This is a genomic window from Pseudomonas simiae, assembly GCF_000934565.1.
Taxonomy (GTDB): Bacteria; Pseudomonadota; Gammaproteobacteria; order Pseudomonadales; family Pseudomonadaceae; genus Aquipseudomonas; species Aquipseudomonas simiae.
On record NZ_CP010896.1, the window covers coordinates 3,992,259 to 4,009,584 of the forward strand.

A 17,326-nucleotide genomic window follows, 5' to 3' on the forward strand; every position below is an offset into this window, starting at 1 on the left:
GGCCCCCCGCAGCGCAAAAAAGACCAAGCCGCCAGGCGCTGCCTAGACGCTCAATGATGAGGAATAAACCGATGACCACTCCTGAGAGAAACACATCAACCCCGGGCGAACGAGCACAAGCGTTACTGCAAGTGCTCAAGCAGAAGGACCTGATCCCCGACGGTTACATCGAGCACATGACGCAACTGATGGCCCACGAATGGAGCCCGGAAAATGGTGCGCGGGTTGTGGCCAAGGCCTGGGTAGACCCGCAGTTTCGTGAACTGTTGCTAAGGGATGGCACCGCAGCGTGTGCCCAGTTTGGCTACACCGGCCCGCAGGGTGAGTACATTGTTGCCCTGGAAGACACGCCCACTCTGAAAAACGTGATTGTGTGCAGCCTCTGCTCCTGCACCAATTGGCCCGTCCTCGGCTTACCACCGGAGTGGTACAAGGGCTTCGAATTTCGTGCCCGGCTGGTGCGCGAAGGGCGCACTGTCCTGCGGGAATTGGGCACGCAACTGCCGGACGACGTCACCATCAAGGTGTGGGACACCAGCGCCGAAAGCCGCTATCTGGTGCTGCCTGTACGGCCGCAAGGGAGCGAGTCCATGGATGAAGAGGCGCTTCGAAAATTGATCACCAAGGATGTCCTTATCGGCGTGGCGCTACCGCACGTCGCGTAACCGGGGCGCTTTGTTTCTTTCACTTTTCAGAGGTATTCACAATGGATGGTTTTCACGATCTCGGTGGTTTTCAGGGCTTTGGCAAGGTCCCTCACACCATCAATAGTCTGGACTACAAACAGGTATTCAAGCAGGACTGGGAACACCTGGCCTACAGCTTGATGTTTATCGGTGCCGATCACTTGAAAAAGTTCAGCGTGGACGAAGTGCGCCACGCCGTAGAACGCCTGGATGTCCGCCAACATGTCGGCACTCAGTACTACGAACGCTATGTCATTGCGACCGCCACCCTGCTGGTCGAAACAGGCGTCATCACCCAGGCAGAACTCGATCAGGCCTTGGGCTCCCCCTTCAAGCTGGCGAACCCTGCTCATGCCGAAGGTCGCCCGGCGATCACCGGTCGACCGCATTTTGAGGTGGGCGACCGGGTCGTCGTGCGAGACGAGTACGTGGCCGGGCATACCCGCATGCCAGCCTATGTGCGTGGCAAGGCAGGCGTGGTGCTGCACCGCACATCGGAGCAGTGGCCGTTCCCGGACGCGATTGGCCATGGCGACGTGAGCGCGGCGCACCAGCCGACCTACCATGTCGAGTTTCGCGTAAAGGATCTCTGGGGTGATGCGGCAGACGATGGGCTGGTGGTGGTCGATCTTTTCGAAAGCTACCTGGACCACGCCGATGTCGCTCAAGCGGTGAAAGCATGATTGACGGCGCCCTGACAGGCCGACTGCCGGTGACGGTGCTTTCCGGCTTCCTCGGCGCCGGCAAAACCACCCTGCTCAACCATATCCTGCGCAATCGCGAAGGCCTCAGGGTGGCGGTCATCGTTAATGACATGAGCGAGGTCAACATTGATGCCCAGGAGGTGCAGCGCGATGTGTCACTGCACCGTGGCAGCGATGAGTTGATCGAGATGAGCAACGGCTGCATTTGCTGCACGCTGCGCGCCGATTTGCTTGAGCAGATCAGTGCGCTGGCGCGCCAGCAGCGTTTCGATTACCTGCTCATTGAGTCCACCGGGATCTCTGAGCCGATGCCGGTCGCGGAGACGTTCGCCTTCCTGGACGCCGAAGGCTTCAGCCTCAGCGAGTTGGCACGGCTCGATACCTTGGTGACAGTGGTCGATGGCAGCCGTTTCCAGGCGCTGCTTGAGTCACCGGACACCGTGCCCCGCGACGACGCACAGGAGGACACGCCCCAGCGCCCTCTAACCGACCTTCTGATCGAGCAAGTGGAGTATGCCAACGTCATTCTTGTCAACAAAATGGACTTGATCGATGAGCCTGGCTACCAGGCCTTGCGCGGAATCCTCGCAGGCCTTAACCCGTCCGCGCGGATCGAGCCAATGACTCAGGGTAACGTTGAGCTATCCCACATCCTCGGCACCCATCTGTTTGATTTACCCAGCCTTGCGGCGTCGCCGGGCTGGATGAAGACAATGGAGGCCAGCGACGCACCGGCCTCCGAGTCGGATACCTATGGCGTGACGTCCTGGGTGTACCGCGAGCGCGCCCCTTTTCATCCGCAGCGATTGTTCGATTTCCTCCTGCGACCCTGGTGCAACGGGCGCCTGTTGCGCAGCAAAGGTTACTTTTGGTTGGCCAGCCGCCACCTTGAAATCGGCCTGCTGGTGCAAAGCGGCAAGCAGTTCCAGTGGGACTATGTCGGGCGCTGGTGGACCTTCATTGAGCCGTCGCAATGGCCACGGGATGAATATCGGTTGCAAAGCATCATGGCCAAGTGGGACAGCATTGTCGGGGATTGCCGGCAGGAATGGGTCTTCATCGGCCAGGATCTGGATACCCATAGGTTGCAACACGAGCTCGACAACTGCCTGCTGAGTGCTCAGGAAATCGCCGCAGGCCCGTCGGCCTGGCAAACCCTGCCGGGAGCGACAGACTTTGACACCCGGGCCTTGTCGGCATGCCCGTCCCCCCTCTTGCAGGCGGATCCCCTTTGAACGAGGTAGAGGTGCTCCATGCTTTTTTTCAGCAGAACCACCCGTTGGGTACTGGCGCCGCTCGCCGAGAGGCTGGAGCAGCCAGACCAGCCGAGCATGCCGTTATCATCGAACAACCCGTTATTGCGCCGCATTCTGTCAGGCGTCGATCAATTGCTACAGGAGCGGCGTGCCTTGGAGGAGCAAGCACGTGCACTGACATTGAAAGTCAGCCAATTGGACGAACGTCTGGCCTGCCGCGACAAGCATTTGCGTCATGTGGAGACGCGCTGGGCACTGATCACCCAGGGTGCAGATGAACTGTTCTGGACACTGGATCTGGCTGCAACCGCCGCCCCCGGGCCGGAGTGCGCAATGGAGTGGTCGGGGTCGGCGTCAATCCAGGCCCAAGGTATTGATCAGCTCGGCCGTTGGAGCGAACAGTTACACCCCGCTGACCGGCAACCGCACCTGGAAGCGCTTGCCCGGCATCTTGCCGATCGCAGTGGGCGGACGCCCTTTGCGCTCGATGTGCGCCTGAAGTCCGCATCAGGCAGTGACTATCGCTGGTGCAGGGTCAGCGGTAACGCAAGTCGTGATCCTCAAGGCGTACCTCTCGCCATCGGTGGAACCCTTCGTGACATTCACGAACAACACCTGCACAACGAGACACTTGAACTGGCGGCCACACGTTTCGACATTTCCCGGGAAATGCTGCACGACGGGCTCTGGGACATCGAGGTTGTGGCCGGCGACCCTGCGAACCCGAAAAATACCATCTGGTGGTCGTCGCAAATGCGCCGACTGCTGGGGTGCAGCACGGTTGAAGAGTTCCCCAATACCCTGGAAAGCTGGACCTCGCGCCTGCATCCCGACGACAGCGAACGGGCGATCGCAGCGTTTGTTGCCCACGTTGAAGACCGCAGCGGCAAAACACCGTTTGATGTGGATTACCGACTCAAACATAAAAGTGGCACTTACCGCTGGTTCCGCGGCCGGGGGCAAACGCGCCGCGCATCGGACGGCTCCCCGCAGCGAGTGGTGGGTGCCATTACCGATATCCATGCCCACCATGAAGAAAGCACGATGCGTGAGGCGCAGGCGGAACAACATCGCGTGATGCAGGAAACGCTCAGCAAGTTGACGCACATTGTCGCCACCATCCAGGGCATTGCCAGCCAAACCAACCTGCTCGCCTTGAACGCCGCCATTGAGGCGGCGCGCGCAGGCGAGGCCGGGCGCGGGTTTGCCGTGGTCGCTGATGAAGTCCGCAAGCTGGCCACTCGGACCAGCCAGGCCACACAGCAAGCGGCCGAAATGATGGACAGCTAGCCACATCAAAGCGCGCGCACTGGGCGTGTGCACACCGAACATCTACCAACAATAACAATCAGGTACGTTATGCGTGATTACGACTCGGCAGTGACCTCTTTCAATTATCGACAACTGGCCGCCCAGGACTTGCACGGCGAGCTGACGGCCATGAACGCCTGCATCGAATGCTGCGACCGGCACGCCCTGGGTGATGCCGTGGCGTTGTACTGCGAAACGCCGGATGGCCGCGCCACGCACCACACGTTCAGCGAACTGCAGGCCCACGCTGCGCGCTTCGGCAACTTTTTGCGCGAGCAAGGGGTCAAGCCGGGAGAGCGTGTAGCGGGCCTGATGCCACGCACGGTTGAACTGTTGATTGCCATTTTGGGGACCTGGCGCATCGGCGCGGTCTACCAACCGCTCTTCACCGCATTCGGCCCCAAGGCGATCGAGCAGCGATTGGGTTGCTCCGAGGCGCGCTGGATTGTGACCGATGCCCATAATCGCCCCAAGTTGGACGACGTCATTGACTGCCCACGCATCATCGTGACCGGCGCAGGCCCACGCAACCCGGACGATTACGACTTCTGGACCGTTTTGGATCGCCAACAGGCCGATTGTGTACCCGAGTTGCTGGACGCCAGTGCGCCGTTCCTGCTGATGTGTACGTCAGGCACCACAGGGCCGGCCAAGCCGTTGGAGGTGCCCTTAAGCGCCATTCTGGCCTTCAAGGGCTATATGCGTGATTCGATTGACCTGCGAGAGGACGACCATTTCTGGAACCTCGCCGACCCCGGATGGGCCTATGGTTTGTATTACGCGGTGACCGGCCCGCTGGCATGTGGCCGTGCCACGCTGTTCTATGACGGCCCGTTCGCGGTGGACAGTACCTGCCGGATCATTACCAAGTATGCGATCACCAACCTGGCCGGCTCGCCGACCGCCTACCGCCTGCTGATCGCGGCGGGGGCTGCGTTCGCCGACACCGTGCGTGGTCGCCTGCGTGTCATCAGCAGTGCCGGCGAGCCGCTGAACCCGCAGGTCATCCGTTGGTTTGCCGACGAACTCGGCGTGGTCATCCACGACCATTATGGCCAGACTGAAATCGGCATGGTGCTGTGCAACCACCACGGCCTGCGTCACCCGGTACGTGAGGGTTCAGCTGGTTATGCGGTTCCGGGGTACCGGATTGTCGTGCTGGATGATGCTCATCGGGAACTGCCGCCGGGCCGGCCAGGCGTGCTGGCGGTGGATCGCGAGCGGTCGCCCCTGTGTTGGTTCGAGGGCTACTTCGGAATGCCCACCCAGGCTTTTGTCGACCGTTATTATTTGAGCGGCGATATCGTGGAGTTGAATGACGACGGCAGTATCAGCTTCGTGGGCCGTAACGACGACGTGATCACTACCTCCGGCTATCGCGTCGGACCTTTCGATGTGGAAAGTGCGCTGATCGAACACCCTGCGGTGGTTGAAGCCGCCGTGATTGGCAAACCGGACCCGCAACGCACCGAGTTGATCAAGGCGTTCGTCGTACTGAACAGTCAAAGCCTGCCAAGCACCGAGTTGGCGGAGGTCCTGCGCCTGCATGTCCGGCAACGCCTGGCCGCGCACGCGTACCCGAGGGAAATCGAGTTCGTCGAACACCTGCCCAAAACACCCAGTGGCAAATTGCAGCGGTTCATTCTGCGCAACCAGGAAATCGCGAAGCAGCAGGCGTTCGACACATGACTCAAGGCTACGGCCGTCGGGTGTGGCTGCGTGTGCGCAACACAGCGTGCGCACTGTGCTAAGCCGCTCTGAATTCCAGCGCAGAGCCCTGGAGTTGTTCCAGCAGCGCAGTTTCAGTCAGGTCAGCATGCGTGAACTGGCGGCGCATATCGGCATCACTCCGGGGGCGATTTATCACCATGTAGAAAGCAAGGAAGCACTGCTTTTCGAGTGGCTGATGGAGCTGTATCAGACGTTGTTGTCGCACGTTGAGCTGATCAAAAAACGAAGATTGACGCCCGCGCAACGTCTGACAAAACTGATCGAAGGCCACCTTCGATTGCATGAACACATGGCCGGGCAGTTTAAGTTGGCCGTCATGGACACCGGCTGCCTGAACGCGCCGATGGAAGAAAGTGTACGGCGATTGAGGGAGGCTTATGAGTCGGAAATACTGAGCTTGGTCGGGCAGCTATGCCATCAGCCTGGTGGCCCCTTGCGCGAAGGCGCACTGCAGGCAATCGTGCCCATGCTGAACAGCCTGCCTGCATGGCTGAGCCCCAGGATGGAGAAAGCCCAGCGTCGGGTCATCGCCCAGGCCATCGTCAATGCTGTCGTCCAGGCGATAAAGGCCCTGCCTTGAACCAGGTAGCGCCTGGGCGCCTGATGATCAGGCCGTCGCCCTGATTCAAAGGTCCTCAGATGCTCAGGAGTTCGGCCACGGGAAAACGATGGGTGGTCTTCATTTCTCGCAGTGACAGGTTCGACCGGATACTCAATACACCCGGCAGCTTCCTCAGCACTTTTTCAACGAATCGGCTGTAGCTGTCCAAATCTCTCGCGACCACTTGAAGTAAAAAATCCGCCTCGCCCGTTGTGTTGTGACAACTGAGTACCTGCGGCGCCGACGCTATGATTTTCTCAAACTTTTCCGTGGCTTCTTCACTGTGATCACTGCAGGAAATCTGCACGAAAGCCATCACCCCCAGGCCCAGTTTTCTGCGATTCAGGATGGCTTGATACCCCTCGATCACGCCGCACTCCTCCAGGCGTTTCTGTTTACGCCAACACGATGCTTCACTGAGGGAAAGTTGCTCCGCCAACTTGACATTCGAGAGTCGCCCATCTCGCTGCAGTCGCTCCGATATCGCAATATCCACCTTATCCAAACGCTCAAACATGGTTGATCCTTTCAATTATGTGCCGGATAACGGAGATTAATTTCATTTATCGCCCACTATCAACTGGAATCTGAAAAGCAATTTCAAGGCATTCGCACATAATGGATCAGCGTTGATTCGAGCCGCCCCGCGCAAGAAATCGAACGAATACAACGTCGTGTCTATCCGAGCAGAGGTGATTTTCATGAAAGCAGTTGTCTACGAAGCCTTTTCCCAACCGCCGCGCTTGATGAACGTCGAAGACCCGACGCCGGAGCGTCACGGCGTGGTCGTACAGGTGCGGGGCACCGGCGTCTGCCGCAGCGACTGGCACGGCTGGAAGGGGCATGATCCGGACATCCAACTGCCGCATGTTCCCGGGCATGAGCTTGCCGGCATCGTGACGGAAGTTGGCAGGGACATCACCCGGTGGAAGGTCGGCGACCGTGTAACGGTGCCCTTTGTCGGCGGGTGTGGCGCGTGTCCCGAGTGCAACAGCGGTAACCAGCAAGTCTGCAATACGCAGTTTCAACCGGGCTTCACTCATTGGGGGTCGTTTGCGCAATTCGTCGGTATACACCAGGCCGACCTGAACCTCGTCGCACTCCCGCAGAACATGGACTTCGCCACTGCTGCGAGCCTGGGCTGCCGCTTCGCCACGTCATTCCGCGCCGTCGTTGACCAAGGCAAGGTCAGCGCCGGACAGTGGGTCGCGGTGCATGGCTGCGGAGGTGTGGGCCTGTCCGCCGTGATGATCGCCCAGGCCCTTGGCGCGAATGTCATCGCCATCGATATTTCGCCGGAAAAACTCGAACTGGCACGCACGCTCGGCGCCGTTGCCACCCTGAACGCACACAGCGTGGCGGACGTCACCGAAGCCGTGCTGGAAATCACCCAGGGGGGCGCCCACGTATCGCTGGACGCATTGGGCCATCCCACCACCTGCTTCAACTCCATCAACAACCTGCGCCGTCGAGGCAAGCACGTCCAGGTAGGCCTGATGCTCGCCGACCACGCACAGCCGGCGATCCCCATGAGCAAGGTCATCGCGCACGAGCTTGAGATCTACGGCAGCCACGGCATGCAAGCACATCGTTATGACGCCATGATCCAGATGATCACCAGCGGAAAACTGGCACCGGAAAAACTCGTGGGTAAAACCATCAGCCTGGAGCAGTCCATCGACGCGTTGATGAACATGGATCGCTTCGAGACCGCTGGCGTAACCGTCGTGACCGAATTTTAGATCGCACAGGGCGCAGCCGTACAACCGGCAGTGTTGGAGTAAGCGCAACGTTAGTGTTGCGTTCCAACTGGAGAGTGACGAACGATACTGATCTTCTTTGCCGAGCGGGTTGGGGAAGAGCACGCAGGGGCGCCGGTCAAAAGTCATCCTTTACGTTTGCGCCGTTGATCTTGAACGCTCGGTTTTGCAGATAGGCACTGCGAATAAACGTGTATTTATCGCCCGTCATGAGCTTTTCAGATGCCAGATATTGAGCACGCCCGTCGATCACGCCCACGCCGTACAGGCTATTACGCGTAGGCACGTCGCCCATGTAGCGAACCGGATTGGCGTAGGCATCGGGAAGGATGGCCGGTGCATCGCGCAGTGTGCTGGGCCCCAGGAACGGCAGCACCAGGTAAGGCCCGCTATTGACCCCCCAGTAACCGAGGGTTTGCCCGAAATCCTCGTCACTGCGCTGCAGCCCCATGGGGGTCGCGACGTCGATCAACCCCACCAGGCCAATCGTGCTGTTGAGCAAAAAGCGGCTTGTGTCGACGCCAGCGCTGTGGAACTTCACCTGGAGGACATCGTTAGCCACGTTTTTGACCTCCCCGAGGTTGTTGAACACATTATGAATGCCGTCCTGGACAACACCGGGCGTGATGAGTTGATAGCCCTGGGCGAGGGGTTTCAGTGCATAGGTATCCAGTACGTCATTGAATGCGAAGATCGGTCGGTTAACACCTTCCCATGGGTCCGCGTCGGAATTCGCAAGACACAGCGGTGACATCATGATGAAACAGGCGCAGCCCAGCACCTGGACGCAACCGCTTAAAGTGGAACGAAAAGCACACATGTTGATTCCCCGTTGAATGAACTAGCCGATTTGATCCGCGCAAGCCGTTCCATTGCTGCGGTGATGTGTGCATGTGCCAGCGCCGTTAATTCCAACCGCCACCCAGCACTTTGTACAACGTGATGCGGTTACTCTGCTCGGTCAGGCGCAGCGTGATCAGGTCCTGTTGTGCGCTGTAGAGCGAGCGTTGCGCATCCAGGGCTTCGAGGTAGCTTTGGGAGCCGCCCCGATACAAGGCATCCGAGAGTTCGAAGCTTTTGCGGCTGGCGTCGGTCAGCGCCTGTTGCGCGGCAATACGGCGATCCAGGGTGCTGCGCACCGCCAGTGCGTCGGCCACTTCGCGGAATGCGGTTTGCAGGGTTTGCTGATAGGTCTGCACCTGGATCTCGCGTTCGACCTTGGCCGAATCCAGGGTTGCGCGGTTACTGCCCCCGTCAAAAATCGGCACGCTGATGCTCGGGGCAAAGGTCCAGGCGCCGCTGCCGGACTTGAACAGGCCGGCCAATGCCGAGCTGGAAGAGCCGGCGTTGGCGGTCAGGCTGATGCTCGGGTAAAACGCCGCACGGGCCGCGCCAATATCGATGTTGGCGGACTTGAGCGTATGCTCGGCCGAGAGCACGTCCGGGCGTTGTTGCAACAGGCTGGAGGGCAGGCCTGCTGGAATATCCACCAGCACTGCCGCCGACTCCAGGCGCGTGCCCGGCAAGAGGGCCTCGGGCAGATCGCTGCCCACCAACAGGCGCAAAGCATTGCGGTCCTGCAGGATCTGGCTCTCATAGGACGCTACATCGCCCCGTGCCGATTCGACGGTGGTCTGGGCTTGCGCCACCGACAACGCGGAAGAGCCACCCAAGGCGTAGCTGCGCTGGGTCAGGTCGTAGGTGGCCAACTGGCTGGTCAGGGTTTCCTGGGCCAGCAGCAGCCGTTCGTTGTCGGCGGCCAAGGTCAGCCAGGCGGTGGCAATTTCCGCCACCAGGCTGATTTGCGTGCTGCGCCGGGTTTCCGTCAACGCCAGGTAGTCTTCCAGCGCCTCATCGCGCAGGTTGCGAACCCTGCCAAACACGTCCAGTTCATAGCTGCTCAGCCCCAACTGAGCGCTGTAGTCGTGTGTGGTGACTGCCGTGCCGGTGTTGGACAACGACCCCGGCGTACGGCTATGGGTGCCGCTGACGCCCGCGTCGACGGTAGGAAACAGGTCAGCGCGCTTGATGCGGTACTGCGCCTGGGCCTTTTCAACGTTGAGGCTGGCCAGGCGCAGGTCGCGGTTATTGGCCAGCGCCAATTGCTGCAACTGCGCCAGGCGGCGGTCGGTAAAAAATTGCTGCCACTTGATATCAGCCCCAACCTTTCCTTTGGGCAGGTTGGCCGCCGGCAACCATTGCTCGGAGACGGGGGCCTCAGGGCGCTCGTACTGCGGCGCCAGGTTGATGCAGCCGCCCAGGGCCATGGCGGCCAGCAGAGGCCAGTGTGACTTGATCATGCATCACCTGTCGGGGCAGATTGATTAGCGCTGCGCACGCGGCCGAAACGACCGCGGATCAGCACGAAAAACAACGGTACAAAGAAGATCCCCAGCACTGTGGCGCTGAACATACCGCCCAGTACTCCCGTACCAATGGCCTGGCGTCCGGCGGAGCCTGCACCGGTGCTCAAGGCCAGCGGCAGTACGCCGAACATGAAGGCCAGGGAGGTCATCAGGATCGGCCGCAGGCGTTGGCGCACCGCGACCAGCGTCGCGTCGATCACGCTGCTGCCCTGCTCTTGCAAGTGCTTGGCAAACTCAACGATCAGGATCGCGTTTTTTGCGGCCAGGCCCACGGTGGTCAACAGCCCGACCTGGAAATACACGTCGTTGCTCAGCCCGGCGACACGGGTCGCCAGCACTGCACCGATGACCCCCAGGGGCACGACCAGGATCACCGAAAACGGCACCGACCAACTCTCGTAGAGCGCGGCCAGGCACAGGAATACAAACAACACGGAAATGCCGTAGAGAAGCGGCGCCTGGGACCCGGACAAGCGCAGCTGATAGGACTGCCCGGTCCACTCGTAGCCAATACCCTGGGGCAACTGCCGGACAATGGCCTCCACGGCGGCCATCGCATCGCCGGAGCTCACCCCTGGCGCCGGATCGCCAACGATCTCCAGGGAGGCGTTACCGTTGTAGCGTTCCAGCAGCGGCGAGCCGTAGCCCCAGGTGCTGCTGGCAAAGGACGAGAACGGCACCATTTCATTGTTACTGTTGCGCACAAACCAATGATCAAGGTCCGCAGCCTGCATGCGCGAGGATGCCTGGCCCTGTACATAGACCTTTTTCACCCGGCCCTGGTTGAGAAAGTCGTTTACATAAGTGCCGCCTAAGGCCGTCGCAAGGGTGCTGTTGATATCGCTGGTACTCAGGCTCAGGGCCCCGGCCTTGCGGTCGTCAATGCTGACCTTGAGCTGCGGTGCATCGTCCAGGCCGTTGCTGCGCACGCCCAGCAAGCGGGCGTCTTTCCTGGCCAACTCAAGGAACTGTTCGCGGGCGGCCACCAACGCATCATGGCCCAGGCCACCGAGGTCCTTGAGCTGCAGGTCGAACCCCGAGCTCTGGCCCAGGCCACGCACGGTCGGCGGCTGCATGACGAACGCATCGGCATCGCCGATGCTGGACAGTGCCAGGGTCGCCCGCTGGGCAATCGCGGCTGCCCCCTGACCAGAGCCACCGCGTTCGGACCAATCCTTGAGGCGGATAAACGCCCGTGCGGTGTTCTGGCTGTTACCGCCCATGCCCAAGCCGCTGATGCTGATCATCGCTTCGACCTCGGGCTGTTGCAGGATGTAGTCCTCGAACTGCTTGATCACCGCCTGTGTGCGGCTGTCCGTCGCGCCGACCGGCAACTGGATCTGTGCCAGCAGAATCCCTTGGTCCTCGTCCGGCAGAAACGAAGTGGCCAGGCTGACATAACCCACCGCCATGACCACCAGCACCAGCCCATACAGCAGCAGGCTGCGCCCCCAACGCCGCAACACCACGCCCACCCAGCGCTCATAACCGGCGCTGGCGCGCTCGAAGGTGCGGTTGAACCAGCCAAAGAACCCATGCTGAGCACCATGCCCCTTGCCATTGCGCGCTTTGAGCAACGTCGCGCACAGCGCGGGTGTCAGGGTCATCGCCACCAACACTGAGAGGACCATGGCCGAGACGATGGTCACGGAGAACTGCCGATAGATGATCCCGGTGGAACCACCGAAAAACGCCATAGGGATAAATACCGCACTCAGCACCAGGGTGATCCCGACCAGTGCGCCACTGATTTCACGCATCGATTGACGCGTAGCCGCCACGGGCGACAGCCCTTCGCCCATCAGCCGCTCCACGTTTTCCACCACCACGATGGCATCGTCTACAAGCAAGCCGATCGCCAGGACCATGGCAAACATGGTCAAGGTATTGATCGAGTAGCCGAACAGCGCCAACACGCCGAACGTGCCGAGCAGTACCACCGGCACGGTAATCGCCGGGATCAGCGTTGCACGCAGGCTCTGCAGGAACAGGAACATGATCAACACCACCAGCACGATGGCCTCGCCCAGGGCCTTGACCACCTCTTCGATGGACAGGCTGACAAAGGGCGTGGTGTCGTAGGCGATCACATTTTTCAGCTGCATTTCCGTCGGGTAGAAGGGCTCCATCTCCTTGAGCTTGGCCTTGACCGCCTTGCCGACGTTCAGCGCGTTGGCGCCGGCGGCCAACTGCACGCCCATGGCCGCCGCGGGCTTGCCGTTGAGGGCGGTGCTGATGTCGTAGCTTTCACTGCCCAGTTCCAGGGTCGCGACATCGCCCAGCAGTACCACGGCACCGTCGCTGTTGGACTTGACCACGACCTTGCGAAACTCGTCCACGGTCTGCAGTTTGCTGCGGGCGCTGATCGTAGCGTTCAGTTGCTGCCCCTTGATCGCGGGCAAGGCGCCGAGCTGTCCAGCCGAGACTTCGGTGTTCTGCGCTTCCAGGGCGCTGCTGATGTCCGATGGCATCAACGCATATTTTTCCAGCAAGGCGGGGTCCAGCCAGATCCGCATGGCGTAGCCCGAGCCCAACGTCTGCACATCGCCGACGCCGTCTATTCGGCTGATGGAATCGAGCAAGGTGGTGGAAATGTAATCACCTATCTGAGTGCCGGTGACGCTGGGGTCGTCCGATGCCAGGGCGACAATCATCAAGAAGTCCGAACCGCCCTTGGTCACGGTCAGGCCTTCGCTTTGTACCGACTGCGGCAGCCTCGACTCGGCTTGTTGCAGCTTGTTCTGCACCTGCATCTGGGCGACGTCCGGGTCGGTGCCGGCAGTAAAGGTCAAACTGATGCTGGCACTGCCTGCCGAACTGCTGGTGGCCGACATATAGGTCAGGTTATCCAGGCCTTTCATCTGCTGTTCGATGACCTGGGTCACCGAGTCTTCGACGGTCTTGGCCGAGGCCCCGGTGTAGGTGGCAGAAATTTTCACCGTGGGTGGTGCAATATCCGGGTATTGCTCCAACGGCAACTGGCTGATGGACAGGCTGCCACCGAGCATGATCACGATGGCAATGACCCAGGCGAAAATCGGTCGATCAATAAAAAAGTGCGCCACGCTCAACCCTCCTTCGCTGGGGTGCGGGGTGTGGCCGCCTGAGCATTGGCTTCCTGCACTTGGACCGCGGCACCGGCACGGACTTTTTGTCCGCCTTCGACAATCAACTGGTCACCTGCCTGCAGACCTGCCGTAACCCACCACTGATTCCCCACCTCCCGATCGATGGTCAGCTCACGTTGTTCGACCTTGCCGTCAACCACCAGCAACGCGGTGGTCACGCCACTGGCGCTGCGGTTCACAGCTTTTTGCGGAACCAGAATGGCTTGCTCGTTGCGAGCCTGTTCGAGCACCGCGCGGACATACATGCCCGGTAGCAGCAGGTGATCCGGGTTGGCGAACTCCGCACGCAGGGTGACCGTGCCCGTCCCCTCGTTGACACTGACACCACTGACCTTGAGCCGCCCCTGCTGGTTGTAGGCACTGCCATCGTCCAGCTTCAGGCTGACCCGTGCCTGGCCATCGCCGTTGGACTGCAATGCGCCGCTGGCCAGGTCACGCTTGAGCTTGAGCAATTCGGTGGTCGATTGAGTCACGTCCACATAGATCGGATCGAGTTGCTGCACCGTGGTCAAAGCGCTGTCCTGATTGGCCACCACCAGCGCCCCAGGGGTCACGGTCGAGGTTTCGATGCGCCCGCCGACCGGAGAGGTAATACGGGTGTAAGCCAGGTTGATCCGCGCGGTCTGAACGTCGGCCTCGGCGCCCTGCACGTCGGCGGCGGCCGTCAGCAAGGTCGCCTGGGCGTCTTCGTTATCTTGCTGGCTGATGGCATTGATCTTCACCAGTTCGGCGTCGCGCCTGGCGGTGGCCTGCGCCGATTTAAGCGTGGCGCGGTACTTGGCCAGGCTAGCCTCGGCCTGCGCCAGCGCGGCGGTGTAGGACGCTGCATCCAATTGGTACAACGCTTGCCCAACCTTGACATCCGCCCCCTCGACAAACAGTCGACGCTGGACGATACCGCCAACCTGAGGACGAATCTGCGCCACCATGAAGGCCTGGGTGCGCCCCGCCAGCTCAGTGGTCAGCACCTGGCTCTGGGGTTTTATGCTGATGACCGAGACTTTGGGGGTGACCGCCTCAGGAGGTGGCTCGCCACCGGAGCAGCCGCCCAGCATGGCCAGAACGATCAAGGACAGGAAAACTGCGGCGGTTACCAGGTATTTGGCGATTACTTTCGTGGACATAGCAGCCTCTGCGACACGGAATGGCTTGAGTCAGCGCCATCCTGCGAGGCAAATGTGCAGGAAAATTGAAGATTGCCCAGCCGGGTTGAATCTATCCCTCACTAGGGCCTAAATGGTCCCACCTATTTTTAACGGCCCATCTGCATGAAGTTCAGTATCTCCACCAAACTGTTTATTGCGGTACTGGCCGGTGTGTTGTTGGTCATCCTGAGCATGGGCCTGGCGACGAGCTGGAGTTTTGGACGCGGCTTTCTCGGGTACCTCAATGAGCAGGCACTGGAGCGCATGGCGCCCGTGCTGCCACGTCTGGCCAGTGCTTACGCGCGTGAGGGCAATTGGGAGTTCCTGCGTAACCAGCCGGATCGCTGGTTTGAGATCATGCGGCCCGAACTCGGCGCAGACCCGGCGAAGAACGACTTGCGCTCGCCCATGGCTTCGGACCTGACGGGCGCCCTGTTTCGGATCGCCCTGCTGGATAAATATAAAAAGCGCGTGAACGGCTACCCGGACATCGGCACGGACGCCCTGCTACGCCCGATTGTGGTGGCCGATGAAACCGTGGGCTGGCTGGCCGTGACCCCGTTCCAGAGCGTGACCGAAGCCGGCGGCGAACGATTCCAGCAATACCAGTTACGCACCAGCCTGGTCATGGGCGCCTTCTCACTGCTGCTGGCGATGCTGATTGCCTGGTGGATCGCCCGCACGCTGCTGGAGCCAGTCAAGCGGGTGGCTGCGGCAACACATCGCCTGGCCAGCGGCGACTTCAGCAGCCGGGTGGCAGTGAGTTCCAATGACGAAGTCGGCCAATTGGCCCGTGACTTCAACCAACTCGCCTACACCCTGGAGCGCAATGAGCAGATGCGCCGCGAATTCATGGCCGATGTGTCCCACGAACTGCGTACCCCGCTGTCGGTCTTGCGCGGCGAGCTGGAGGCTATCGAGGATGGCGTACGCACCCTCGACCCAGGCTCGATGCAGTCCTTGCAGGGCGAAGTGAGCATGCTCAGCAAGCTGGTGGATGACCTGTATGAACTGTCCCTGGCGGATGTTGGGGCGCTGACCTACCGCAAGAGCGCCTGCGCACTGGAGCCACTGCTGCGCGCCAGTGTGTCGATGTTCCAGGAGCGCTTGAACGCGCGCCACCTGCGCCTCGAACTGGATTTGCCAGCACCGCCCGTGGAACTGTTGGCCGATGCCGGTCGCTTGCAGCAACTGTTCTCCAATCTGTTGGAAAATGCGGTGCGCTACACCGACCCGAATGGGCTAATACGTATCCGCGTCGCCCTGGATCGCGCTGACGTATGCATCGACATCCTCGACTCCGGCCCTGGTGTGTCGGCCGAGCAATTGCCGCGCCTGTTCGAGCGCTTCTATCGCGGCGAATCCTCGCGCAACCGTGCCAGTGGCGGGGCCGGCCTGGGGCTCGCGATCTGCCACAGCATCGCCCTCGCCCACGGCGGCAGCCTCAGCGCCGCTCACTCCCCCCTCGGTGGCCTTTGGCTGAGCCTGCGCCTCCCACGGAATACCTGACCCATGAGCGAAGAACGCCCGATCCTGATCGTTGAAGACGAACCGAAACTGGCCGCATTGCTGCAGGATTACTTGGCCGCAGCGGGCTACCCGACCCTGTGCCTGGACAATGGCCTTCAGGTGGTACCGACCGTGCGCGCCCGCCCCCCTCGCCTGATTTTGCTCGACCTGATGCTGCCAGGGCGCGACGGCATGCAAGTGTGCCAGGACCTGCGCGGTTTCAGTGCCGTGCCGATCATCATGATCACCGCCCGCGTCGAAGAAGTGGACCGCCTGCTGGGCCTGGACCTGGGCGCCGACGACTACATCTGCAAGCCCTTCAGCCCCCGGGAGGTAGTTGCCAGGGTCAAGGCCATCCTGCGCCGTGGCCCCCAATTGCTGAGCAACACCCCACCGCGACTGCTGATCGACGAAGCCCAGTACCGCGCATCACTCGACGGCGTCGCTTTGGACCTCACGCCTCTGGAGTTACGCCTGCTGAGCACTTTTGCACGCTCCGCCGGCCGGGTATTTTCCCGCGACCAACTGCTCGACAAGCTCTACTCCGACCACCGCGTGGTCACCGACCGTACGGTAGACAGTCATATCCGCAACCTACGGCGCAAGCTGGAGCAGGCGTGCCCAGGGGAAACACCCATCGAGTCATTGTACGGCGTGGGCTATCGGTTTCAGTTGTCCAACGCCTGAGGGCTTGAAGGGACAAGGCTGATTCGAAGAGAAAGCCCAACCGACTGCCCCGCTGGCCGACGACAAAAAGACATGAATCGGTTGGAAATTTTCAGAGCAATTGCCAGAGCTGAAGGTGGCAACCCGACTGAGCAGAACACAGCCCTTGAGCCGAATACCAGCGACATCACCAGGCAGTTTCGCGCGGGCACAAAAAAGCCGATCTATCTGATCGGCTTAAGTGTCTGATTTTACTCAGGAATAATGGTCGGGACGGAGTGATTCGAACACTCGACCCCTAGCACCCCATGCACGCAGTACCTCTGTAAGACCTTGTTAAGTGGCTGTTTTTATTGGCGCTCGCTGCAATCGAATGCCTACAAGAGCTTACGAGTGCGTGAGAGAGTCACGCAAATGTCACGCACCCTCCCCTGGCGTCCTGCCGACGAACACCACTCCCCAA

The 17,326-nt window shown here is 60.7% G+C and carries 14 protein-coding genes and 2 pseudogenes; 11 read left to right on the top strand and 5 right to left on the bottom strand.

The features are described 5' to 3' along the window. Window positions 1-71: 71 nt before the first annotated feature. From nthA to PF1751_RS17920, 7 genes and pseudogenes are all read left to right on the top strand, one after another. Complete coding sequence (gene nthA, locus PF1751_RS17895; RefSeq protein ID WP_029529092.1) at window positions 72-665, top strand: nitrile hydratase subunit alpha; 594 nt, start codon at window positions 72-74, stop codon at window positions 663-665. Window positions 666-706: 41 nt separating this feature from the next. Continuing rightward, the gene (gene nthB / locus PF1751_RS17900; RefSeq protein WP_010209144.1) at window positions 707-1,369 is read left to right on the top strand and encodes a nitrile hydratase subunit beta; all 663 of its coding nucleotides are present in this window, start codon (window positions 707-709) and stop codon (window positions 1,367-1,369) included. Continuing rightward, window positions 1,366-2,625 carry a GTP-binding protein gene (locus PF1751_RS17905; protein ID WP_044287456.1) on the top strand — a complete coding sequence of 420 codons (1,260 nt, stop codon included), beginning with the start codon at window positions 1,366-1,368 and terminating at the stop codon, window positions 2,623-2,625. The genes nthB and PF1751_RS17905 overlap by 4 nt, the downstream gene beginning before the upstream one ends. Before the next feature lie 354 nt (window positions 2,626-2,979). Next, window positions 2,980-3,642, top strand: a pseudogene (locus PF1751_RS29910) (PAS domain-containing protein); the annotation flags it as partial. A gap of 30 nt (window positions 3,643-3,672) precedes the next feature. Then, window positions 3,673-3,927: pseudogene (locus PF1751_RS29915) on the top strand (methyl-accepting chemotaxis protein); the annotation flags it as partial. A gap of 78 nt (window positions 3,928-4,005) precedes the next feature. After that, window positions 4,006-5,646, top strand: a complete 1,641-nt coding sequence (locus PF1751_RS17915) for an AMP-binding protein (protein ID WP_044287457.1) — start codon at window positions 4,006-4,008, stop codon at window positions 5,644-5,646. Window positions 5,647-5,692: 46 nt separating this feature from the next. After that, entirely contained in the window at window positions 5,693-6,268 is a 576-nt protein-coding gene (locus PF1751_RS17920) for a TetR/AcrR family transcriptional regulator (protein WP_085989253.1), read from the top strand. Window positions 6,269-6,323: 55 nt separating this feature from the next. Here PF1751_RS17920 and PF1751_RS17925 read toward each other — a convergent pair whose 3' ends face one another. After that, the gene (locus tag PF1751_RS17925) at window positions 6,324-6,806 is read right to left on the bottom strand and encodes an Lrp/AsnC family transcriptional regulator (protein ID WP_010209139.1); all 483 of its coding nucleotides are present in this window, start codon (window positions 6,804-6,806) and stop codon (window positions 6,324-6,326) included. A 184-nt stretch (window positions 6,807-6,990) separates the two neighbouring features. Here PF1751_RS17925 and PF1751_RS17930 point away from each other — a divergent pair, with 184 nt between their 5' ends. Next, window positions 6,991-8,031 carry a zinc-dependent alcohol dehydrogenase family protein gene (locus tag PF1751_RS17930; protein WP_010209137.1) on the top strand — a complete coding sequence of 347 codons (1,041 nt, stop codon included), beginning with the start codon at window positions 6,991-6,993 and terminating at the stop codon, window positions 8,029-8,031. A gap of 136 nt (window positions 8,032-8,167) precedes the next feature. Here PF1751_RS17930 and PF1751_RS17935 read toward each other — a convergent pair whose 3' ends face one another. The 4 genes from PF1751_RS17935 to PF1751_RS17950 form a co-directional block, all read right to left on the bottom strand. Further along, entirely contained in the window at window positions 8,168-8,869 is a 702-nt protein-coding gene (locus PF1751_RS17935; protein ID WP_042571785.1) for an MlaA family lipoprotein, read from the bottom strand. 85 nt (window positions 8,870-8,954) lie between these two features. After that, a complete protein-coding gene (locus PF1751_RS17940; protein ID WP_044287458.1) occupies window positions 8,955-10,349 on the bottom strand; it encodes an efflux transporter outer membrane subunit in 1,395 nt (464 codons plus the stop codon). After that, window positions 10,346-13,480, bottom strand: a complete 3,135-nt coding sequence (locus PF1751_RS17945) for an efflux RND transporter permease subunit (protein ID WP_010209132.1) — start codon at window positions 13,478-13,480, stop codon at window positions 10,346-10,348. Before PF1751_RS17945 ends, PF1751_RS17940 begins: the two co-directional genes overlap by 4 nt. 2 nt (window positions 13,481-13,482) lie before the next feature. After that, window positions 13,483-14,667 (bottom strand): efflux RND transporter periplasmic adaptor subunit, encoded by a 1,185-nt coding sequence (locus PF1751_RS17950; protein ID WP_044287460.1) that lies wholly within the window; start codon window positions 14,665-14,667, stop codon window positions 13,483-13,485. A gap of 144 nt (window positions 14,668-14,811) precedes the next feature. Here PF1751_RS17950 and baeS point away from each other — a divergent pair, with 144 nt between their 5' ends. The 3 genes from baeS (at window position 14,812) to PF1751_RS29135 (ending at window position 17,112) form a co-directional block, all read left to right on the top strand. Next, the gene (gene baeS, locus PF1751_RS17955; protein WP_010209129.1) at window positions 14,812-16,197 is read left to right on the top strand and encodes a sensor histidine kinase efflux regulator BaeS; all 1,386 of its coding nucleotides are present in this window, start codon (window positions 14,812-14,814) and stop codon (window positions 16,195-16,197) included. A gap of 3 nt (window positions 16,198-16,200) precedes the next feature. Beyond that, window positions 16,201-16,884 carry a response regulator gene (locus PF1751_RS17960; RefSeq protein WP_010209128.1) on the top strand — a complete coding sequence of 228 codons (684 nt, stop codon included), beginning with the start codon at window positions 16,201-16,203 and terminating at the stop codon, window positions 16,882-16,884. Window positions 16,885-16,956: 72 nt separating this feature from the next. Then, a complete protein-coding gene (locus PF1751_RS29135) occupies window positions 16,957-17,112 on the top strand; it encodes a hypothetical protein (protein ID WP_156046228.1) in 156 nt (51 codons plus the stop codon). The last annotated feature ends 214 nt before the right edge of the window (window positions 17,113-17,326 follow it).